The following is a 22,365-nucleotide window of genomic DNA, read 5'->3' as shown; positions in this document are numbered from 1 at the left end:
GGCAAGAAAGAAGAGAACGACATGACCGACACCAACACCGCACAGCTCTCCGCCGCGGGCGTCAGCATCTGGCTCGACGACCTCTCGCGTGAGCGCATCAACGCCGGCGGCCTCGAGAAGCTGATCGCCGAGCGCAACGTCGTGGGCGTCACCACGAACCCGACCATCTTCGCGTCGGCCCTCGCCAAGGGCGAGGCCTACGACGACCAGGTCGCGCTGCTCGCCAAGACCGGCGTGAGCGTCACCGACGCGGTCTTCGAGATCACGACCGACGACGTCACCCGCGCCTGCGACATCTTCCGCGGCATCTACGACGACACGAAGGGCTTCGACGGCCGCGTGTCGATCGAGGTCGAGCCGGGCCTCGCGCACGACGCGCAGGGCACCATCGACCAGGCCGTCAAGCTCGCCGCCAAGGTGGGTCGTCCCAACGCGCTCATCAAGATCCCCGCGACGGTCGAGGGCCTCGAGGCCATCACCGCCGTGATCGCCAAGGGCATCAGCGTCAACGTCACCCTGATCTTCAGCCTCGAGCGCTACCGCGCGGTCATCAACGCCTACCTCACCGGTCTCGAGCAGGCCAAGGCCGCGGGCATCGACATCAGCGAGATCCACTCCGTCGCGTCGTTCTTCGTGTCGCGCGTCGACAGCGAGATCGACAAGCGCCTCGAGGCCGTCGGTACCGACGAGGCCAAGGCCCTCAAGGGCAAGGCGGGCGTCGCGAACGCCCAGCTCGCCTACGAGGCCTACGTCCAGGCCTTCGACACTGAGCGCGCGAAGGGCCTGCTCGCTGCTGGCGCCAACAAGCAGCGTCCCCTGTGGGCCTCCACCGGCGTCAAGGACCCTGCCGTCCTCGACACGACCTACGTGGTCGAGCTCGTCGCCGCCGACGTCGTGAACACGATGCCCGAGAAGACCCTCGAGGCCACGTTCGACCACGGCGAGGTCCGTGGCGACTCGATCAGCGGCTCCTACGCCTCCGCCAACGAGGTCATGGACGCGATCGCGGCCCAGGGCGTCTCGTACGACGAGGTCACCGAGCTGCTCGAGAAGGAGGGCGTGGAGAAGTTCATCGTCTCCTGGAACGAGCTGCTCGACACCGTCACCGCAGCCCTCGAGTCCTCGAAGCCCACCGCGGAGGACGCCAAGTGACCATCACGATCGCCGCGAGCGGCGACGCGGCCACCGCCGTCGAGACCGTCGTGCCCCAGCTGGTCAGCGACCTCGTCGCCTCCGGCATCACGGCTCAGAACCCGACCCTCTGGGGCCCGGACGCCGAGGAGGAGTCGGCCAAGCGTCTCGGCTGGACCGAGGCCGTCGTGGTCTCCACGCCCCTCCTCGACGAGATCGACGCGCTCCGGGAGGAGCTCGCCGCCAAGGGCGTCGACCATGTCGTGCTCGCGGGCATGGGCGGTTCGTCGCTGGCTCCCGAGGTGATCACGCGCACCTACGGCGTCGAGCTGACCGTGCTCGACGCCACGGAGCCCGGGCAGGTCCTCACGGCCCTCCACGACCGCCTCGAGCGGACCGTGCTCGTCGTGTCGTCGAAGTCCGGGTCCACGGTCGAGACCGCCAGCCAGCGCAAGACCTTCGAGAAGGCCTTCCGCGACGCCGGCATCGACCCGGTCGAGCGCATCGTGGTCGTCACCGACCCGGGCTCGCCCCTCGACGGCCAGGCCCGGGAGGCCGGCTACCGCGTCTTCAACGCCGACCCCGCCATCGGCGGCCGCTACTCGGCGCTGTCGGCCTTCGGCCTCGTGCCGTCCGGCCTCGCCGGCGCCGACATCCGCGAGCTGCTCGCCGAGGCGGACGCGGTCACGGTCGAGCTCTCGCAGGACAGCGCGGACAACCCCGGCCTCGTGCTGGGCGCGGTCCTCGCGGGCACCTCGCCCCTGCGCGACAAGATCGCGATCGTCGCCGACGGCACCCACATCATCGGGTTCCCCGACTGGGCCGAGCAGCTGATCGCCGAGTCCACGGGCAAGCAGGGCCGCGGCCTCCTCCCCGTCGTGCTCGGCACGGACGCTCCGGAGATCAGCCTGGGCCTGCACGACGTGCAGGTCGTGCGCCTGGTCGCCAACGCGGCGGAGACCCGTGAGGTCGCCCCCGGCGAGGTCGAGATCTCCGGTTCGCTCGGCGGTCAGATCATGGTCTGGGAGTACGCCGTCGCCGTGGCCGGGCGCCTGCTCGACATCAACCCGTTCGATCAGCCCGACGTCGAGTCGGCGAAGGTCGCGACGCGTGCGCTGCTCGACGACCGTCCGGCCCCGACTCCCCCGGCGTTCACCGCCGAGGGCGTCGAGGTCCGCGAGGTCGGCGGCGTCGAGCTCGGAGACTCGCTCGAGTCGGCCGTGTCGGCCCTCCTGTCGGCGCTGACCGACGACGGTTACCTGTCGATCCAGGCCTATGCCGACCGGGTTGCCTACCCGCAGCTCGAGGAGCTCCGCGACGTGCTCGCGGCGCGCACGAAGCGACCCGTCACCTTCGGGTGGGGGCCCCGCTTCCTGCACTCCACGGGCCAGTACCACAAGGGCGGACCCGCCAACGGAGTGTTCCTCCAGATCACCCAGACGGCGTCCACCGACCTGGAGATCCCGGAGAGCCCGTTCACGTTCGGACAGCTCGTCCAGGCGCAGGCCGCCGGCGACGCGACCGTGCTGGCCGACCACGGTCGCCCCGTGCTCCGGCTGACCGTCGACGACGTGGCGGGCGCACTGCCCGCACTGCTCGCCGCAGTCCGCTGAGCGTGAGGGGGCCGGCGTCCGTGAGGACGCCGGCCCCTTCGCCGTGGTCGGACGGCCACGTGCCGCGCGACCGTGCCCGAGAGAACGACCCTGAAGGAACCACCACGATGTCACCAGTCGAGATCACGCCGGAGCACAACCCGCTGCGGCTGCCCTCCGATCGACGCCTGAACCGGATCGCCGGCCCGAGCGGCCTCATCATCTTCGGCGTCACCGGCGACCTGTCGCGCAAGAAGCTCATGCCGGCCGTGTACGACCTCGCCCACCGCGGCCTCCTGCCCCCCGGGTTCGCGCTCGTCGGGTTCGCCCGCCGCGAGTTCGAGGGCCAGGACTTCGAGCAGGTCGTCTACGAGGCCGTCAAGCAGCACGCCCGCACCCCCTTCGACGAAGACGTCTGGCGCCAGCTGAAGGAGGGCTTCCGCTTCGTGCAGGGCACCTTCGACGACGCTGACTCGTTCACGCGCCTGAAGGACACGATCGAGGAGCTCGACCGAGAGCGCGGCACGATGGGCAACCACGCCTTCTACCTCTCGATCCCGCCCAAGGCCTTCCCGATGGTCACCGAGCAGCTGCGCAGCAGCGGCCTGGCCGAGGAGAAGGACGGTGCGTGGCGTCGCGTGGTGATCGAGAAGCCCTTCGGCAGCGACCTCAAGACCGCCCGCGAGCTGAACGCCGTGGTCGAGAGCGTCTTCGAGCCCGACTCCGTCTTCCGCATCGACCACTACCTGGGCAAGGAGACGGTCCAGAACCTCCTGACCCTCCGGTTCGCCAACCAGATGTACGAGCCCCTCTGGAACTCGAACTACGTCGACCACGTGCAGATCACGATGGCCGAGGACATCGGCGTCGGCGGCCGCGCGGGCTACTACGACGGCATCGGTGCCGCTCGCGACGTCATCCAGAACCACCTCCTCCAGCTCCTGGCCCTTACGGCCATGGAGGAGCCGGTCACGTTCGCCGCGCCGCACCTCCGTGCCGAGAAGGAGAAGGTCCTCTCCGCGGTCCGGATCCCCGAGGACATCGCCGCGGGAACCGCCCGTGGCCAGTACTCGGGAGGCTGGCAGGGCGGCGAGAAGGTGCTCGGGTTCCTCGACGAGGAGGGCATGAACCCGGAGAGCGTCACCGAGACCTTCGCCGCGGTGAAGCTCGAGATCGCGACGCGCCGCTGGGCCGGCGTGCCCTTCTACCTCCGGGCCGGCAAGCGCCTGGGGCGCCGCGTGACCGAGATCGCCGTGGTGTTCAAGCAGGTGCCCGAGAACATCTTCGGCACGCAGACCTCGCTCGGCCAGAACGCCCTCGTCATCCGCGTGCAGCCCGACGAGGGCGTCACCCTCCGCTTCGGCTCGAAGGTCCCCGGGATCGGCACCCAGGTGCGCGACGTCACGATGGACTTCGGCTACGGCCACGCCTTCACCGAGGCGAGCCCCGAGGCCTACGAACGGCTCATCCTCGACGTGCTGCTGGGCGATCCGCCCCTGTTCCCGCGTCACGAGGAGGTCGAGCTCTCCTGGAAGATCCTCGATCCGATCGAGGAGTTCTGGGCGACGCAGGGCCAGCCCGAGCAGTACCGCCCCGGCACGTGGGGCCCCCAGTCCGCCGATGAACTCATGGCCCGCGACGGCCGTACCTGGAGACGCCCGTGATCGTCGATCTGCCCGCCAGCACCATCAGCCGAGTGCAGAAGACGCTCGTCACCATCCGCGAGGAGGGCGGAGTCGTCGCCCTCGGGCGCGTCCTCACCCTCATCATCTCGACGAGCCACGGAGAAGAGGAAGAGGCCATCGAGGCCGCCAACGACGCTTCCCGAGAGCACCCCATGCGCGTCATCGTCGTGTCGACCGCTCCGGGCGGCGACGACGAGGAGCCTCGGCTCGACGCCCAGATCCGGGTCGGCGGCGACGCCGGCGCGAGCGAGGTCATCCTGCTGCGCGCCTACGGCGACACCGCGAGCGACGAGGAGGGGCTGGTCACCGGTCTCCTGCTGCCTGACGCCCCCGTCGTCGTCTGGTGGCCCGGTCGAGCTCCGGAGGTCGTCGCCGAGTCGGCTCTCGGGCGCATCGCCCAGCGCCGCATCACCGACGCGGCGAGCCAGCCGAACCCGCGTCAGAGCATCGTCGACCTCGCCGAGACCTACCAGCCGGGCGACACCGACTTCGCCTGGACGCGCCTCACGCTCTGGCGCACGCAGCTCGCCGCCGTCCTCGACCAGCCGCCCTACGAGCCCGTCACCGAGGTGCGCGTCGACGGCGCCCCCGACTCTCCGTCGACGCTCCTGCTGGCCGCGTGGCTGCGGCTGCAGCTCCAGGTGCCCGTCGTGAACGAGCTGACGCGGGGCAACGGGTCGAGCGGCATCCACGGGGTCCGGCTCGTCCGGCCGTCCGGGCCGATCGTGCTGGAGCGAGCCGTCGTCGACGTCGCCACGTTGACGCAGCCCGACCAGCCCACCCACGACCTCTCGTTGCCACGCCGGTCGCTGCGCGACTGCCTCGCGGAGGAACTCCGTAGACTCGACCCCGACGACCTCTTCGGCGAGGTCGTGAAGCAGGGTGTCCGCCAGCTGGCCGAGCCCGTCGAGAACTAAGGCAGACTGACACAGTGAGCAACGAACGCCGGGTGCTGGTTCACCCCGACAAGGAATCGCTGGGCGCCTCGGTCGCCGCGCGCTTCATCACCAAGATCATCGACGTGCTGGAGGAGCAGAACTACGCCTCGGTCGTCGTCAGCGGCGGGTCGGTGAGCACGGTCGTGCTCGCCGCGATCAACGCCTCTCCGGCGCGGGACAGCGTCGACTGGTCGAAGGTCTCGTTCTGGTGGGCCGACGAGCGCTGGGTCGAGAGCGGCGACGCCGACCGCAACGACCGTCAGGCCGAGATCGACCTGCTCGGGCACATCGGTGTCGAGTCGCAGAACGTGCACCGCTTCGGCGCCGTGGGCGAGTTCGCCGACGTCGAGGCCGCCGCGGTCGCGTACCGGGCCGAGCTCCTCGAGCACGCCCAGGGCGACGACGAGGCGCCTCGCTTCGACATCACCCTGCTCGGCGTGGGCCCCGACGGCCACGTCGCGTCCCTCTTCCCGGACGCGCCCCAGGTGCGGATGAGCGGACCGACCGTGCTGACGGTGGACGACTCCCCCAAGCCGCCGCCCGTCCGTCTCACGCTGAGCCTGCCGGTGATCAACAACTCGCAGCGCGTGTGGATGATCCTCGCCGGCGCGGAGAAGGCGTCGTCGCTGGGCCTCGCCCTCGCCGGTGCCGGTGCCGACCAGGTCCCCGTGGCGGGGGTCAAAGGCCGTAAGCGCACGGTGTTCTTCGTGGACAGCGACGCCGCGTCCGAGGTCCCCGAGAACCTGATCGCCTCGACCTACTGATCCGTGGGCCCGGTCCGTCGCCGGACCGGGCCTCGACACGAGAGAAGCCCCGCAGCCGAGCTGCGGGGCTTCTCTCGTGGGCGGGCCGTGACGACCGGCCGCGGTCGGTCTGGCTAGGCCTTGCCTCGGCGGACGCGCAGCTGCTGCAGCGCCTCCTCCAGGAGCTGGGCCGCCTCCTCCTCGGAGCGCCGCTCCTTCACGTACGCGAGGTGCGTCTTGTACGGCTCGAGCTTGGCGACGGTCGGCGGGTTGGCCTTGTCGCGTCCGGCGGGGAGGCCGCTGGACGGGGAATCGACCGTCTCGGGGATCTCTTCGTCAGGCACGTTCGCGGCGAAGTGGCGGACGACCTCGTTGCCCAGGGCGTCCCAGTACGAGATGGTCACGCGCTCGGCGTGGTACCCGCGGTCCTGCTCGCCCATGGGGCCGGCACCGACGCGCGAGCCACGGATGGCGCTGCCTCCGGAGGCCATCAGCTGACCGCCGAGAACTTCGTGATGAGGCCGAGGACCACGATGCACGTGATCCAGACGAGCCCGAGGAACACGGTGATGCGGTTCAGGTTGCGCTCGGCGACCCCGGATGCACCGAGGTTGCTCGTGACACCGCCGCCGAACATGTCGGACAGGCCGCCGCCGCGACCGCGGTGCAGCAAGATGAGGAGGGTCAGCAGGAGGCTCGTGATGCCGAGCAGCACCTGCAGGATGACCTGCAGAATTTCCAAGGGGGACCTTTCGATGCGGTGAGACCGTTGACGAGTATAACTGCCGCAGGCGGCGACGGGTCCCTCACCCGCGGGCGGGAGAGGGACCCGTCTGTCGGTCCGCGTCAGACGCCGACGTGTGACTCGAAGCGCACGATGCGGGCGAACTCGTCCACGTCGAGGCTCGCACCGCCGACGAGCGCACCGTCGACGTTCGGCTCGCGCAGGAACGAGGCGATGTTCGTCGACTTCACCGACCCGCCGTAGAGGATGCGGGTCGCCGCGGCGCGGTCGGCCCCGACGAGCTCGACGAGGGCCTCACGGAGCGCTGCGCAGACCTGCTCGGCCTGGTCGGCGGTCGCCGCCTTGCCCGAGCCGATCGCCCAGACGGGCTCGTAGGCGACCACGATCTCGGCCGTGGCGGGGACCTCGGCCAGGGAGGCACGGAGCTGGGCGACCGGGACGGCGCTCGGCCCGTGCGTCTCGAGGTCGTCCGCGGTCTCGCCGACGCAGATGACGGGGACGAGCCCGTTGCGGTGCGCCGCCGCGACCTTGGTCGCGACGACCGTGTCGTCCTCCGCGTGCAGGGTGCGGCGCTCGGAGTGGCCCACGAGGACGTAGTGCACGTCGAGCTTCGCCAGGGAGGCGCCGGAGACCTCGCCGGTGTAGGCGCCGCTGTCGTGCGCCGAGAGGTCCTGTGCGCCGAGGACGAGCGAGAGCCCGTCCGCGTCGAGCAGGGTCTGCACGCTGCGCAGGTCGGTGAAGGGCGGGAAGACGGCTGCCTCGACGGAGGAGTGGTCGTGCTTCGCGTCCTTCAGGCTCCAGGCCAGCTTCTGCACGAAGGCGATGGCCTGCAGGTGGTCGAGGTTCATCTTCCAGTTGCCGGCGATGAGGGGCGTGCGCGTGGTCACCATCCGAGGACCTCCAGTCCGGGGAGTCGTTTGCCCTCGAGGAACTCGAGGCTGGCTCCACCACCGGTGGAGATGTGGCCGAACTGGTCGTCGTCGAAGCCGAGGGCACGGACGGCCGCGGCCGAGTCCCCTCCCCCGACGACGCCCAGGCCGTCGACGCGCGTGAGCGCCTCGGCGACGGTCTTCGTGCCGTGGGCGAAGGCGTCGAACTCGAACACGCCCATGGGCCCGTTCCAGAACACGGTCTTCGAGGCGGCGACGATCTCCGCGAAGCGGGTCGCCGTGTCCGGTCCGATGTCGAGGCCGATCGCCCCGTCCCCGAGGTCGGAGGTCTCGATGCCGTCCGCGGGGACCACCGCGTGCTCGGCGTCGGCCGAGAAGGCCGAGGCGACGACGACGTCGGTGGGCAGGACGATCTGGACGCCGCGCTCGTCTGCGTCGGCGAGGTAACCCCTCACCCGGTCGAGCTGGTCCTTCTCGAGGAGGCTGCCGCCGACGGCGTGGCCCTGTGCGGCCAGGAACGTGAAGAGCATGCCGCCGCCGACCAGGAGCGAGTCGACCCGGGGCAGCAGGTGCTCGATGACGCCGAGCTTGTCCGACACCTTCGAGCCGCCGAGCACCACCGTGTAGGGGCGCTCAGGCGTCTCGGTGAGCTTCTCCAGGACGGAGAGCTCGGTCTCGATGAGCGTGCCGGCCGCGCTCGGGAGGAGCTGCGGCAGCTCGTAGACGCTGGCCTGTTCGCGGTGCACCACACCGAAGCCGTCCGAGACGAACAGGTCGCCGTGCGCGGCGAGCTGCTCGGCGAAGGCGCGACGCTCGTCGGCGTCCTTCGAGGTCTCGGCAGGGCTGAACCTGAGGTTCTCGAGGACGGCCACCTGGCCGTCGGCCAGGCCGGCCACCGCCTCCTCGGCCTCGCTGCCGACGGTGGAGGGAACGAACGCGACGTCGGCGTCGAGGAGCTCGCCGAGGCGGGCCGCCACGGGGCGCAGGCTGAACTCGTCGACGGGCTGGCCGTCGGGACGGCCGAGGTGCGAGATGACGACCACGCGGGCGCCGTCGGCCACGAGCGTCTGCAGGGTGCCGACGGAGGCGCGGACGCGGCCGTCGTCGGTGATGGCGCCGTCCTTCAACGGGACGTTCAGGTCGCAGCGGACGATCACGCGCTTTCCCGACGTCGAGCCGAGCGACTCGAGGGTTCGGAGGGTCATGGGACTCGATTCTGTGGAGTGGTTCGGTGGAGAGACGAGGAGGCGGCCAGGCCGAGGGCCTGACCGCCTCCCGGGTCGATCGTGGTGCGGACGCCTACAGGCGGTCGGCGACGTACTTCGTCAGGTCGACGAGACGGTTGGAGTAGCCCCACTCGTTGTCGTACCAGGACGTGATCTTGACCATGTTGCCGATGACCTTCGTGAGGCCCGAGTCGTAGATCGACGAGTGCGGGTCGGTCGTGATGTCGGACGAGACCAGCGGGTCCTCCGAGTAGAGGAGGATGCCCTTGAGGTCGCCCTCGGCCGCGGCCTTGTAGGCCGCGTTGATCTGCTCGACCGTGACGGGGGTGCTCGTCTGCAGGGTGACGTCGGTGATCGAGCCGGTCGGCACCGGGACGCGCAGCGCGTAGCCGTCGAGCTTGCCCGACAGCTCGGGGATGACGAGGCCGATGGCCTTGGCGGCACCGGTCGAGGTGGGGACGATGTTGACCGCGGCGGCGCGGGCACGACGCGGGTCCTTGTGGGGGCCGTCCTGCAGGTTCTGGTCGGCCGTGTAGGCGTGCACCGTCGTCATGAGGCCGCGCTCGACGCCGAAGTTGTCGAGGAAGACCTTCATCAGGGGCGCGAGGCTGTTCGTGGTGCACGACGCGTTCGAGATGATGTGGTGGTTGGCGGGGTCGTAGATGCCCTCGTTGACGCCGAGGACGATCGTGGCGTCGTCGCCGGTGGCGGGCGCCGAGATGAGGACCTTCTTCGCGCCGGCGTCGATGTGCTTCTGCGCGTCCTCCGCCTTCGTGAAGAAGCCGGTCGACTCGACGACGATGTCGACGCCCAGCTCGCCCCAGGGCAGGTTGGCGGGGTCGCGCTCGGCCAGGACCTTGATCGGCTTGCCGTCGACGACGATCGAGTCGCCGTCGAGCTCGACCGTGGCGTCGAGACGACCCGTGATGGAGTCGAACTTGAGCAGGTGCGCGAGGGCGGCGTTGTCGGTGAGGTCGTTGACGGCGACGATCTCGATGTCGGTGCCCTTGGCGAGCGCCGCGCGGAAGTAGTTGCGGCCGATGCGACCGAAGCCGTTGATGCCGATCTTGACGGTCAAGGGAACTCCTGTTGATCAGGCGTCGCGGGGACGCGTGGAGGGGGCGGGCGACCAGGCCCGTGGCTCACGATCCGGCCGGGGCGACCGGGCTTCGCGTCCGTCTACGACAGTACCAGTCGACCGCCTCCGTGACTCCGGGAGCGTCACCCGCGTCGGAGGTGTCAGTCGAGGTCGAGGTCGGACGGCAGGCTGGCCTCGGTGCCGGGCAGGCCGAGGTCGGACGCCTTCTTGTCGGCCATGGCCAGGAGGCGGCGGATCCGCCCGGCGACGGCGTCCTTCGTCATGGGCGGGTCGGCGTGGTGGCCGAGCTCGTCGAGGCTCGCGTCCCGGTGCGCCAGGCGGAGGTCGCCGGCGTACTTGAGGTGGTCGGGGATGTCCTCGCCGAGCAGCTCCATGGCCCGCTCCACCCGGGCGCACGCGGCGACGGCGGCCTGCGCGCTGCGTCGCAGGTTCGCGTCGTCGAAGTTCACGAGCCGGTTGGCCGTCGCCCGGACCTCGCGACGCTGGCGCATCTCCTCCCATTCGCTCACGCTCTTGAGCGCGCCCATGACCGTCAGCATCGCGCTGATCGCCTCGCCCTCACGGACCAGCACCCGGTGGACGCCGCGGACCTCACGGGCCTTGGCGGCGATGCCGAGCCGCCCGGCCGCGCCGACGAGCGCCATGGCCGACTCGTTGCCCGGGCAGACGACCTCGAGCGAGGCGGACCGGCCGGGGTCGGTCAAGGTGCCCTGGGCCAGGAAGGCACCGCGCCAGATCGCCGCCAGGTCGTCGCGCGACCCGGTCGTGAGCCGGTTCGGCAGCCCGCGGACCGGACGACGGCGGGCGTCCATCAGACCCGTCTGGCGGGCCAGGGTCTCGCCGGCCTCGTGGACGCGCACGAGGTACTGGGTGGTTCGTCGCGTCCCCGACGCGGACACGACGGACACGTCGCTGCGCGCGCCGTACAGCTCGGCCAGGTCCTTGCGGACACGGCGGGCGATCACCGGGCTGTCGAGCTCGGCCTCGACGGCGATGCGGCCCGAGATGACGTGCAGCCCGCCGGCGAACCGCAGGATGGTCGCGACCTCGGCGGCCCGGACCGTCGTCCTGCTCACCTCGACGCGGGCGAGTTCTTCTTTGACGTCGGCGGTCTGTGCCACTGGTCGTTCCTCTTTCATCAGTCGTTGTCGGGCGTGCGGGGCACGGCCCCGCGCAGCCGGAGGGCGCGCCCGTGCGACCCCCGGGTCACTCCCGGCCCAGGTCGCGGTGCTTCACGGCGACGGCCACCCCGGGGAGCCCGCGCAGATGCGCCGCCAGCTCGCCGACCAGGGTGACGGATCGGTGCTTCCCGCCCGTGCAGCCGATGGCGATCGTAGCGTGTCTCTTGTTCTCGCGCTGGTAGCCGGCGAGAACGGGCTCGCAGGCGGCGCCGAAGGCCCGGACGAAGTCGTGGGCCCCGCTCTGGGCCATCACGTAGCTCGTCACGGGCTCGTCCAGGCCGGTCTGCGAGCGGAGCTCGGGGACCCAGAACGGGTTCGGCAGGAACCGGGCGTCGCCCACCATGTCGGCGTCCGCGGGCAGCCCGTACTTGAAGCCGAAGCTCAGCACCGTGACCTGCACCCCGGCCCGCTCGGACTCGGCGAACTTCTCGGTGATTGTGGTCGCGAGCTGGTGGATGTTGAGCTCGGAGGTGTCGATGATGACGTCGCTCGTCTCGCGCAGCTCCTCCATCCGGGAGCGCTCGGCGACGATGCCGTCGAGCAGCGTGCCGTCCCCCTGCAGCGGGTGCGGTCGACGGACCTGCTCGAACCGGCGCACGAGGGCAGCGTCGGTGGCGTCGAGGAACAGGACGCGGACCTTGCTCGGCATGCTCTCGCGGAGCGTGCGCACCGCCTCCTGCGCCTCGGAGAAGAGGCGACCGCCTCGGACGTCCACCACCGCGGCGATCTTCGGCAGCGAGTCGCCGGCGCGCTCGGCGAGGTCGAGGAGGGGCCGCAGCATCTGGGCGGGCAGGTTGTCGACCACGTACCAGCCCAGGTCTTCCAGGGCGTTGCCGACCGTCGAACGGCCGGCACCGGACATCCCGGTGACGATCATGACCTCTTGCTGCTCGTGTGCGTCGCTCATGGTGGCGGGGCCTTCGCTGGTGGCGGGTCGGTGCGGGACGGGCGGATCGAGTCTAGGCGGGGGCGCGGGCGCCGTCGGCCTCGCTCGGGGTGTCGACCGCAGCGTCGGCGTCGGTGTCGGTGTCGAGCTCGACGTCTCCGGCCTCTGCGGACCCGAGCTGACCGACGACGGCCGCGGCGAGCGTCGGGCCGATGCCCCGGATCGACGAGATCTCGTCCGGCGTGGCCTGCTTGAGCCGCTTCACCGAGCCGAAGTGCTTCAGCAGGCGTGCGACACGCGACGGCCCGAGGCCGGGGATCTCGGCCAGCTGGGTCGTGATGTCGCGCTTCCGACGCTGTCGCTGGTGCGTGATCGCGAACCGGTGGGCCTCGTCGCGGATCCGCTGGATCAGGAAGAGCGCGTCGGAGTTGCGCGGCAGGATGACGGGGAAGTCGTCGTCGGGCAGCCAGATCTCCTCGAGCCGCTTGGCGATCCCGCAGAGCGCGATGTCGGTCACCCCGGCGTCGTCGAGCGCCCGCCGGGCGGCGGCGACCTGGGGCTGGCCCCCGTCGACGATCAGCAGGTTCGGCCGGTAGGCGAAGCGCTTGCGCTCCTCGCCGACCTCGGTGACCGGGGCGAGCTCGTCGTCGAGGCGCGAGAGCCGCCTGCTGAGCGTCTGGTAGATCGACTCCGTGTCGTCGGTCGACTGGGGGATGTTGAAGCGCCGGTACTGGTCCTTGCGGGGCAGGCCGTCCTCGAAGACGACCATCGAGGCGACGATGTTGGTCCCGGACAGGTGCGAGACGTCGTAGCACTCCATCCGGAGGGGCGCCTCCGTCATGCCCAGCGCCTCCTGGATGTCGGCCAGGGCAGTGGACCGCGTCGCGAAGTCGGCGCTGCGACGTGTCTTGTAGAGCATCAACGACTGCTGCGCGTTCAGGGTCGCCGTCTGCATGAGCGCGGCCTTCTCGCCACGCTGCGCGGTGCGGACCTGCACCTTGCCCCTCCCCCGGATCTCGCTCAGGACGGCCTCGAGGGCGTCGTTGTCGTCGGGCACCGTCGTCACGACGATCTCGCGCGGCACCTCGGAGCCGGCGGTGTACCGACCCTGCAGCACCTGCTCGACGAGCTCGCCCGAGGTGATGTCGATCTCCTTGTCGACGACCCAGCCCCGGGAGCCTCGGATGCGGCCGCCACGGACGGTGAAGAGCTGCACGGCAGCCGCCAGCTCGTCCTCGACGAGGGCGTAGAGGTCGAGGTCGACGGAGTCGCGGAGCACCACGGCGGACTTGTCGAGGACGGCCTCGAGCGCCTGCACCTGGTCGCGGTAGCGCGCCGCGTCCTCGTAGCGCTGCTCGAGCGCGGCCGTCTTCATGGCCTTCTGCTTGTCGGCGATGACCTTCTTGTCGTAGCTGCCCATGAACTTGACGAACTCGTCGACGATCGCGCGGTGCTCGTCGATCGACACCTTGTGCGAGCAGGGCCCGCCGCAGCGACCGATCTGGCCCGGGAAGCACGGCTTGCCGGTCTCCATCGCCTTCTTGTAGCTGCTGTCGGAGCAGGTGCGGATCGGGAAGACCTTGATCATCTGGTCGATCGTGTCGTGCACGGCCCAGATCTTCGGGTACGGCCCGAAGTACTTCGCGCCCTTGATGCGCGGGTTGCGCGTGACCATGACCCGGGGAGCCTCGTCGCCGAGGGTGACCGCCATGAACGGGTACGTCTTGTCGTCGCGGAACTTGACGTTGAAGGGCGGGTCGAACTCCTTGATCCACGTGTACTCGAGCTGGAGAGCCTCGATGTCGCTGCCGACGACCGTCCACTCCACGCTGCGCGCCGTGAGGACCATGCGTCGGGTGCGCTCGTGCAGGGTCGGCAGCGGGGCGAAGTAGTTGCTCAGTCGGGCACGCAGGTTCTTCGCCTTGCCGACGTAGAGGACGCGGCCGCGCTCGTCGCGCCAGCGGTAGACCCCGGGGTCGGTCGGGATCTCACGCGCCGGCGGCCGCCAGGAGACCGTGTTGCTCATCGAGCCTCGACAGGCTCCCGACGTCGGCTGCCCGTCGTCGTCGCGACCTTCTTCTTCTTGGCCGCGGCCGGGCCGGGCGCAGCGTGACCCGATTCGAGGATCTCGGCGAGGAAGACGCCGGTGTGGCTCTCCGGCACGGTGGCGAGGTGCTCGGGAGTTCCCGTGGCGAGGACCGTGCCTCCCCCGGCGCCGCCCTCGGGGCCCATGTCGATCAGCCAGTCGGCCGACTTGATCACGTCGAGGTTGTGCTCGATGGTGATGACGGTGTTGCCCTTGTCGACGAGGCCGTCGAGCACGAGCAGCAGCTTGCGGACGTCCTCGAAGTGCAGGCCCGTCGTGGGCTCGTCGAGCACGTAGATGCTGCGCCCGTTCGAGCGCTTCTGCAGCTCGGTCGCCAGCTTGACGCGCTGCGCCTCTCCGCCGCTCAAGGTGGTCGCGCTCTGGCCGAGGCGCACGTAGCCGAGGCCGACGTCCACCAGCGTCTTCATGAAGCGCGAGATCGCCGAGATGGGCTCGAAGAAGTCGGCCGCCTCGCTGATCGGCATGTCGAGCACCTCGGAGATGTTCTTGCCCTTGTACTGGACCGCCAGGGTGTCGCGGTTGTACCGCGCGCCCCCGCAGACCTCGCACGCGACGTAGACGTCGGGCAGGAAGTTCATCTCGATCTTGATCGTGCCGTCGCCCGCGCAGTTCTCGCAGCGACCGCCCTTGACGTTGAAGCTGAACCGCCCCGGCAGGTAGCCACGGGCCTTCGCGTCGACGGTCTCGGCGAACAGGTTGCGGATCCGGTCGAAGACGCCGGTGTACGTCGCGGGGTTCGAGCGAGGCGTCCGACCGATCGGCGCCTGGTCGACGTGCACGACCTTGTCGAGGTGCTCGAGACCGGTGACGCGCAGGTGCCGGCCGGGGATCTGGCGAGCACCGTTCAACTTGTTGGCCATCACCTTGTAGAGGATGTCGTTGACGAGGGACGACTTGCCCGAGCCGCTGACTCCGGTCACCGCGACGAAGACGCCGAGCGGGAAGTCGACGGTGACGTCGCGCAGGTTGTTCGCCTTCGCGCCCACGACGGAGACCACACGGTCGCGGTCGACCGGGCGACGCGTGGTCGGCGTGGCGATCGAGCGGCGACCGGCGAGGTAGTCGCCGGTGTAGGACTCGGTGTTGGTCAGCAGGTCTTCGTAGCTGCCCGAGTGGACCACCTTGCCGCCGTTGACGCCGGCGCCCGGTCCGATGTCGACCACCCAGTCGGCGGTCTTGATCGTGTCCTCGTCGTGCTCGACGACGATGAGCGTGTTGCCGAGGTCGCGGAGCTTGACGAGGGTGTCGATCAGACGTCGGTTGTCGCGCTGGTGCAGACCGATGCTCGGCTCGTCGAGCACGTACAGCACGCCCGTCAGGCCCGAGCCGATCTGGGTCGCCAGCCGGATCCGCTGTGCCTCGCCTCCGGAGAGCGAGCCCGCGGCGCGGCTGAGGGACAGGTAGGTGAGCCCCACCTCGAGCAGGAACTCGAGGCGGACGCGGATCTCGCGGAGCACCTGCGCGGCGATCCGCGCCTCACGGGTCGTCAGCGTGAGCCCGTTCATGAACGCGAACGCGTCGGTGAGGCTGAGCTCGGCGACGTCGGCGATGCTCTGCTCGGCCACCGTGACCGCGAGCACCTCGGGCTTCAACCGCTTGCCGCCACAGACGGAGCACGGGATCTCGCGGAGGTACTCGGAATAGCGCTGGCGCTGCGTGTCGGTCTCGGCCTCGGCGTACTTGCGCTCGATGTAGGGCATCACGCCCTCGAACCCGGTCGAGTACTTCATCTCACGGCCGAAGCGGTTCTTCCACTTCACCGTCACCTCGAAGTCGTTGCCCTGCAGGACGGCCTGCTGGATGCGGGCCGGCAGCTCGCTCCACGGGGTCTTGAGACTGAAGTCGAGATCAGCCGCGAGCCCCTCGAGCAGCTTCTGGAAGTAGTTGTAGAGGCCCTTGCCCGAGTTCGTCCAGGGCAGGATGACGCCCTCAGCCAGGCTCAGGTCGGGGTCGCCGAGCACGAGGTCGGTGTCGACCGACATGCGCGTCCCGAGGCCGGAGCACTCGGGGCAGGCGCCGAACGGGGCGTTGAACGAGAAGGTACGGGGCTCGACCTCCGTGAGCTGCACCGGGTGGCCGTTCGGGCACGAGAGCTTCTCGGAGAAGGTGCGGTACTTGCCGGCGGCACCGGCGTCCGTGTCGACGAAGTCGACCGTGACCAAGCCGTCGGTGAGGCGCAGGGCGGTCTCGAGCGAGTCGGTCAGGCGCGTGAGGCCCTCGTCGGAGGCGACGAGACGGTCGACGACGACCGAGATGTCGTGCTTGACCTGCTTCTTCAGCTTCGGAGGCGAGCTGAGCTGGACCTGCTCGCCGTCGACGATCGCACGGGAGTAGCCGCTCGACGCGAGCTCGGCGAAGAGGTCGACGAACTCGCCCTTCTTCTGGGACACGACGGGGCTGAGCACCTGGAAGCGCGTCCCGGTCTCGAGCGTCATCAGCTGGTCGGCGATCTGCTGCACGGTCTGGCGGCTGATCACCTCGCCGCACACGGCGCAGTGCGCGATCCCGATGCGGGCCCAGAGCAGGCGCATGTAGTCGTAGATCTCGGTGATCGTGCCGACCGTCGAGCGCGGGTTGCGGTTCGTCGACTTCTGGTCGATCGAGACGGCCGGGCTGAGGCCCTCGATGAAGTCGACGTCGGGTCGGTCGACCTGCCCGAGGAACTGCCGCGCATAGGCGGAGAGCGACTCGACGTAGCGGCGTTGGCCCTCGGCGAAGATCGTGTCGAACGCGAGGGACGACTTGCCCGATCCGGAGAGGCCGGTGAAGACGACCATCGAGTCGCGCGGGATCTCGAGGTCGACGTTGTCGAGGTTGTGGACTCGGGCACCCCGCACGCTGAGCACGGAGGAACCTTCTACGGGTGAGATTGACACTCTTACCATTCTACGGAAGCCCCTGACATCGAGGTCGGCCGACAGGAACATCGGCCGGCTGACGGCACCAGGAGGAGCGTCCGCGCGCTAGAGGACGGGGTCTGTGTGGGTGAGCTCGGCAGAGACGGCCCAGAGCCGTTCCGCGGAGGCGCGGTCGCGCGCGTGCTTCTTCGTCGGGACGACGGCAGGCGGGCCGGTCAGCTGGAACCACCCGGAGGGGCCCCAGTATTCCCCGCCCTGCACCCCGGGGTCGACGGTCGCGTGGACGAGCGGCTCGGCCCCTGCCTCCTTGCCCTGCGAGAACGCGTGCATGGCCGAGGTCACGACGGCGGGCGGCCGACGAGGCTCGACGACGGGCGGCCGCGGGTCGCTCAGCGACTCGAACGAGAGGCCCGGGTGGGCGATCACGCTCGACACCGACGAACCGGCGGCCCGGAGGCGCCGGTCGAGCTCGAGGCCGAACGTCATGACCGCGAGCTTCGACCGTGCGTAGGCGACCGCGCCCGAGTAGCTCGAGACCATCATGGGGTCGTCGAGGTCGAGGCGGACGAAGCGGTGGCTGATGCTGCCGAGGTGGACGACGCGACCTCGAGGAGACTCGGAGAGCGCCGGCAGCAGGTGCGAGACGAGCGCGAAGTGCCCGAGGTGGTTCGTGCCGAACTGCAGCTCGAACCCGTCGGCTGTCGTCTGACGCCGGCGCGAGCCGACGACCCCCGCGTTCGCGAGCAGGGCGTCCACTCCCCCGGCAGCCGTGAGCGCGTCCGCGCCGGACCGAACCGAGGACAGGTCGGCGAGGTCGAGGTCGACGGTGGACACGTCGGCGCCGGGGACGCGGTCGCGCACGGCGTCGGCAGCACGGACGGCCCGCTCGGGGCTCCGGGCCGCCAGCACGACCTGGTGGCCGAGAGCGGCGAGGCGCTCGGCCGCGAAGTAGCCCAGCCCCGCGGTGGCCCCGGTCACGACGACGCGGAGGCGGTGATCAGCGGGCATGGCCGGCCGCCTCCATCTGGCGCAGGTCTCGCTTGAGGTCGGCGACCTCGTCGCGGAGGCGCCCGGCGAGCTCGAACTTCAGCTCGGCGGCGGCCTGGAGCATCTGGTCGTTGAGGTCGGCGATGATCGACTCGAGTCCGTTGGCGGCGTTCGCCGCCTTGCCCTCTCGGCGCAGGTTGGGGGTCGGGGCGCGCTTGCCGCCCTGGCGGCCGGCCAGCAGCTCGGCCGTGTCCGCGCCCTCGCGAGCCAGGACCTCGGTGATGTCGGCGATCTTCTTGCGGAGCGGTTGCGGGTCGATGCCGCGCTCGAGGTTGTAGGCGACCTGCTTCTCGCGCCGGCGGTCCGTCTCTTCGAGCGCGTTGCGCATCGAGTCGGTCATGACGTCGGCGTACATGTGCACCTCGCCGGAGACGTTGCGCGCCGCGCGTCCGATGGTCTGGATGAGCGACGTCGACGACCGCAGGAACCCCTCCTTGTCGGCGTCGAGGATGGCGACCAGCGACACCTCGGGCAGGTCGAGGCCCTCGCGGAGGAGGTTGATGCCGACGAGGACGTCGTAGACGCCCTGACGCAGCTCGGTCAGCAGCTCGACCCGTCGCAGCGTGTCGACGTCGGAGTGCAGGTACCGGACCCGGACGCCGGCCTCGGTGAGGAAGTCGGTCAGCTCTTCGGCCATCTTCTTCGTCAGCGTCGTGACGAGCACACGCTCGTCCTTCTCGACGCGGACCCGGATCTCGTCGAGCAGGTCGTCGATCTGGCCCTCGGACGGCTTGACGACGATCTGCGGGTCGACGAGGCCCGTCGGGCGGATGATCTGCTCGACCACGCTGTCGGTGATGCCGAGCTCGTACTTGCCCGGGGTCGCCGACAGATAGACCTTCTGCCCCACCCTGCCGAGGAACTCCTCGAACTTGAGCGGGCGGTTGTCGAGGGCACTCGGCAGCCGGAAGCCGTGGTCGACGAGCGTGCGCTTCCGGGAGGCGTCGCCCTCGTACATCGCCCCGATCTGCGGGACCGTCACGTGGGACTCGTCGATGACGACGAGGAAGTCGTCGGCGAAGTAGTCGAGGAGGCAGTGCGGGGCCTCGCCCGGACCACGGCCGTCGATGTGAGCCGAGTAGTTCTCGATGCCGTTGCAGAAGCCGATCTGCTCCATCATCTCGAGGTCGAAGGTCGTGCGCATGCGGAGGCGCTGCGACTCGAGCAGCTTGCCCTGCTTGTCGAGCTCGTCGAGGCGGGTGGCGAGCTCTTCTTTGATCGTGCCGATGGCACGGTGCATGACGTCGGTGCCCGCGACGTAGTGGGAGCCGGGGAAGACCGACACCGCGTCCATGGTGCGGACCACGTCGCCCGTGAGGGGGTGCAGCGCATAGAGCGCCTCGATCTCGTCGCCGAACATCTCGATTCGGATGGCGAGCTCTTCGTACATCGGGATGATCTCGATGGTGTCGCCGCGCACCCGGAAGTTGCCGCGGGAGAAGTCGATGTCGTTGCGCTGGTACTGCATCGAGACGAAGCGCCGGATCAGCGTCTCGCGGTCGATCTTCATGCCGACCTGCAGGGCGATCATCGCCTGCATGTAACCCTCGGGCGTGCCGAGGCCGTAGATGCAGGACACCGTCGAGACGACGATGACGTCGCGACGGCTGAGCAACGAGTTGGTCGTCGAGTGCCGCAGTCGCTCGACCTCGGCGTTGATCGAGCTGTCCTTCTCGATGAAGGTGTCGGTCTGTGGGACGTACGCCTCGGGCTGGTAGTAGTCGTAGTAAGACACGAAGTACTCGACGGCGTTGTGCGGGAACATCTCGCGGAACTCGTTGGCCAGCTGCGCCGCGAGGGTCTTGTTGTGGGCCAGGACGAGGGTCGGGCGCTGGACCTGCTCGACGAGCCACGCAGTCGTCGCGGACTTCCCGGTGCCGGTCGCACCGAGGAGCACGACGTCGGTCTCGCCCGCGTTGATGCGCCCCGCGAGCTCGGCGATGGCGGCCGGCTGGTCGCCGCTCGGCTCGTACTCGCTGACTACTTCGAAGGGGCGGACACTGCGGGTCGGTTCCATGCCTCCGAGTCTAGGAGCGACCACTGACACTCGGCCCCGAGGGGCCCGCCGCCTTCGCCGCTGACAGCGAACGCAGCACCTCCGCGACCTCGTCCGCCCTCGCTAGGGTCGCCTCCAGCGAGATCGAGGAGTCGACCACGAGGTCGGCGACGGCGAGGCGCGCCTCGTCGTCGGCCTGGGCGTCGACGCGGCGGACCGCCTCCTCAGGGGTCATCCCCCGGAGCTCGACCAGGCGCGCGAGCCGGACCTCGCGGGGGGCGTGGACGACCACGACGACGTCGAACTCGGCTGCCCCGCGCGTCTCGACCAGGAGGGGGACGTCGTACACGACCACCCTCGCGGGGTCGTCGGCCACCGCCTCCTCCATGCGCCGGCGGGAGAGCTCGCGGACAGCCGGGTGGGTGATCGCCTCGAGGTCGCGTCGGGCCGCCGGGTCGGAGAAGACCAGGGCGCCGAGGGCTGGTCTGTCGAGCTCGCCCGAGGGCGTGAGCACGTCGTCGCCGAAGCGCCGCCTGATCGCTTCGAGACCGGGCGTGCCCGGCGCCACCACCTCTCGGGCGAGCTGGTCGGCGTCGACGTGAGCCGCGCCCCGCTCGGCGAGACGGCGGGACACGACGCTCTTGCCGGCGGCGATGCCCCCGGTCAGGCCACAGACGAACATGCCTCGAGGCTACCTGCGACCGGGCGGCCCCGGAACGCCGAACGGCGGCCCCCTCGAGGAGGGGACCGCCGTTCGACGTGGTCAGTGCCGAGGCGCCGTCCGAGGTGTGACTAGTTGCTGCTGGACAGCTTCTCGCGCAGTGCGGCGAGCGACTCGTCGTCGGCGAGGGTGCCGGCACCGGCGGTCTCGCTCGAGAAGGTCGAGCCCGAGGGAGCCTCGAAGGAGGCCTCTTCGGTGAGCGACGCAGCGACCTGCTTCTTGTGCGCCTCCCAGCGAGCCTGGGCGGCAGCGTAGTCCTGCTCCCACTTCTCGCGCTGCGAGTCGAAGCCCTCGCGCCACTCGTTCGTCTCCGGGTCGAAGCCCTCGGGGTACTTGTAGTTGCCCTGGTCGTCGTACTCGGTGAGCATGCCGTAGAGCGCCGGGTCGAACTCGGTGCCCTCGGGGTCCACGCCCTCGTTGGCCTGCTTGAGGCTCAGCGAGATGCGGCGACGGTCGAGGTCGATGTCGATGACCTTGACGAACACCTCGTCGCCGACGGCGACGACCTGCTCGGCCAGCTCGACGTGCTTCGCCGACAGCTCGGAGATGTGCACGAGGCCCTCGATGCCGTCCGCGACGCGGACGAACGCGCCGAAGGGGACGAGCTTCGTGACCTTGCCCGGCGCGACCTGTCCGATCGCGTGGGTGCGGGCGAAGACCTGCCACGGGTCCTCCTGCGTCGCCTTGAGCGAGAGCGACACGCGCTCACGGTCGAGGTCGACCTCGAGGATCTCGACGGTGACTTCCTGACCGACCTCGACGACCTCGCTGGCGTGCTCGATGTGCTTCCAGCTGAGCTCGGAGACGTGCACGAGGCCGTCCACGCCGCCGAGGTCGACGAACGCGCCGAAGTTGACGATCGAGGAGACGATGCCCTTGCGGACCTGGCCCTTGTGGAGGTTGTTGAGGAACGTGGTGCGGCTCTCGGACTGCGTCTGCTCGAGGAGCGCACGGCGCGACAGGACCACGTTGTTGCGGTTCTTGTCGAGCTCGAGGATCTTCGCCTCGATCTCCTGGCCCAGGTAGGGCGTGAGGTCGCGGACGCGGCGCAGCTCGATGAGCGACGCGGGCAGGAAGCCACGGAGGCCGATGTCGACGATGAGGCCGCCCTTGACGACCTCGATGACCGTTCCGGTGACGACGCCGTCGGCGTCCTTGATCTTCTCCACGTCGCCCCAGGCACGCTCGTACTGAGCGCGCTTCTTGGACAGGATCAGACGGCCTTCCTTGTCCTCCTTCTGGAGGACGAGGGCCTCGACGGTGTCGCCGACCTCGACGACCTCGGTGGGGTCGACGTCGTGCTTGATCGACAGCTCGCGCGAGGGGATGACGCCCTCGGTCTTGTAGCCGACGTCGAGGAGGACCTCGTCGCGGTCGATCTTGACGACGGTGCCCTCGATGAGGTCGCCGTCGTTGAAGAACTTCAGGGTCTTCTCGACCGCGGCCAGGAAGTCATCAGCGGATCCGATGTCGTTGATGGCGACCTGCTTGGGTGCCTTGGTCGTTACGGTTGTCATGTA

General features: G+C 69.8%; 18 protein-coding genes. 5 read left to right on the top strand and 13 right to left on the bottom strand.

What is annotated here, in order from left to right; translation table 11 throughout:
* The first annotated feature begins 21 nt into the window (after positions 1-21).
* The 5 genes from tal to pgl all read left to right on the top strand — a co-directional run bounded on the left by tal (position 22) and on the right by pgl (position 6,110).
* Positions 22-1,152: a transaldolase gene (gene tal / locus ACZZ97_RS06790; protein WP_314101307.1), complete on the top strand. Its 1,131-nt coding sequence runs from the start codon at positions 22-24 to the stop codon at positions 1,150-1,152.
* Positions 1,149-2,744, top strand: coding sequence for a glucose-6-phosphate isomerase (locus tag ACZZ97_RS06785; RefSeq protein ID WP_314101305.1), 1,596 nt, complete (start codon positions 1,149-1,151; stop codon positions 2,742-2,744). Before tal ends, ACZZ97_RS06785 begins: the two co-directional genes overlap by 4 nt.
* A 107-nt stretch (positions 2,745-2,851) precedes the next feature.
* Entirely contained in the window at positions 2,852-4,387 is a 1,536-nt protein-coding gene (zwf, locus tag ACZZ97_RS06780) for a glucose-6-phosphate dehydrogenase (RefSeq protein WP_314100833.1), read from the top strand.
* Entirely contained in the window at positions 4,384-5,325 is a 942-nt protein-coding gene (locus tag ACZZ97_RS06775) for a glucose-6-phosphate dehydrogenase assembly protein OpcA (RefSeq protein ID WP_314100832.1), read from the top strand. Before zwf ends, ACZZ97_RS06775 begins: the two co-directional genes overlap by 4 nt.
* A 14-nt stretch (positions 5,326-5,339) precedes the next feature.
* Positions 5,340-6,110: a 6-phosphogluconolactonase gene (gene pgl, locus ACZZ97_RS06770; RefSeq protein WP_314100831.1), complete on the top strand. Its 771-nt coding sequence runs from the start codon at positions 5,340-5,342 to the stop codon at positions 6,108-6,110.
* A 113-nt stretch (positions 6,111-6,223) separates the two neighbouring features.
* On the opposite strand, the gene ACZZ97_RS06765 is transcribed toward pgl, so the two are convergent.
* From ACZZ97_RS06765 to rpsA, 13 genes are all read right to left on the bottom strand, one after another.
* Positions 6,224-6,580: an RNA polymerase-binding protein RbpA gene (locus ACZZ97_RS06765; protein ID WP_123545816.1), complete on the bottom strand. Its 357-nt coding sequence runs from the start codon at positions 6,578-6,580 to the stop codon at positions 6,224-6,226.
* Entirely contained in the window at positions 6,580-6,831 is a 252-nt protein-coding gene (gene secG, locus ACZZ97_RS06760; protein ID WP_056054823.1) for a preprotein translocase subunit SecG, read from the bottom strand. The genes ACZZ97_RS06765 and secG overlap by 1 nt, the downstream gene beginning before the upstream one ends.
* A gap of 104 nt (positions 6,832-6,935) precedes the next feature.
* Positions 6,936-7,724, bottom strand: coding sequence for a triose-phosphate isomerase (tpiA, locus tag ACZZ97_RS06755; RefSeq protein ID WP_463472658.1), 789 nt, complete (start codon positions 7,722-7,724; stop codon positions 6,936-6,938).
* Positions 7,718-8,929: a phosphoglycerate kinase gene (locus ACZZ97_RS06750; RefSeq protein ID WP_463472657.1), complete on the bottom strand. Its 1,212-nt coding sequence runs from the start codon at positions 8,927-8,929 to the stop codon at positions 7,718-7,720. The genes tpiA and ACZZ97_RS06750 overlap by 7 nt, the downstream gene beginning before the upstream one ends.
* 94 nt (positions 8,930-9,023) lie before the next feature.
* A complete protein-coding gene (gene gap, locus ACZZ97_RS06745; protein WP_314100827.1) occupies positions 9,024-10,028 on the bottom strand; it encodes a type I glyceraldehyde-3-phosphate dehydrogenase in 1,005 nt (334 codons plus the stop codon).
* Between the two features lie 161 nt (positions 10,029-10,189).
* Positions 10,190-11,170 (bottom strand): DNA-binding protein WhiA, encoded by a 981-nt coding sequence (gene whiA / locus ACZZ97_RS06740; protein WP_314100825.1) that lies wholly within the window; start codon positions 11,168-11,170, stop codon positions 10,190-10,192.
* Positions 11,171-11,255: 85 nt separating this feature from the next.
* Entirely contained in the window at positions 11,256-12,137 is an 882-nt protein-coding gene (rapZ, locus tag ACZZ97_RS06735) for an RNase adapter RapZ (RefSeq protein WP_314100823.1), read from the bottom strand.
* 52 nt (positions 12,138-12,189) lie between these two features.
* A complete protein-coding gene (uvrC, locus tag ACZZ97_RS06730; protein WP_463472656.1) occupies positions 12,190-14,142 on the bottom strand; it encodes an excinuclease ABC subunit UvrC in 1,953 nt (650 codons plus the stop codon).
* Positions 14,139-17,108, bottom strand: a complete 2,970-nt coding sequence (gene uvrA / locus ACZZ97_RS06725; RefSeq protein WP_463472655.1) for an excinuclease ABC subunit UvrA — start codon at positions 17,106-17,108, stop codon at positions 14,139-14,141. The genes uvrC and uvrA overlap by 4 nt, the downstream gene beginning before the upstream one ends.
* A gap of 78 nt (positions 17,109-17,186) precedes the next feature.
* A complete protein-coding gene (locus tag ACZZ97_RS06720; RefSeq protein ID WP_314100820.1) occupies positions 17,187-18,089 on the bottom strand; it encodes an SDR family NAD(P)-dependent oxidoreductase in 903 nt (300 codons plus the stop codon).
* Positions 18,079-20,145, bottom strand: a complete 2,067-nt coding sequence (gene uvrB, locus ACZZ97_RS06715) for an excinuclease ABC subunit UvrB (protein ID WP_123545834.1) — start codon at positions 20,143-20,145, stop codon at positions 18,079-18,081. Before uvrB ends, ACZZ97_RS06720 begins: the two co-directional genes overlap by 11 nt.
* Positions 20,146-20,155: 10 nt before the next feature.
* Positions 20,156-20,806 (bottom strand): dephospho-CoA kinase, encoded by a 651-nt coding sequence (coaE, locus tag ACZZ97_RS06710; protein ID WP_314100819.1) that lies wholly within the window; start codon positions 20,804-20,806, stop codon positions 20,156-20,158.
* A gap of 110 nt (positions 20,807-20,916) precedes the next feature.
* On the bottom strand, positions 20,917-22,362 hold the full coding sequence (rpsA, locus tag ACZZ97_RS06705) for a 30S ribosomal protein S1 (protein WP_123545838.1): 1,446 nt from the start codon (positions 22,360-22,362) through the stop codon (positions 20,917-20,919).
* Positions 22,363-22,365 lie beyond the last annotated feature (3 nt).

This window comes from Frigoribacterium sp. AC512 (assembly GCF_979258295.1).
Note: the sequence above shows the minus strand (reverse complement) of the source record. Positions and strands in the feature narration are given on the sequence as shown.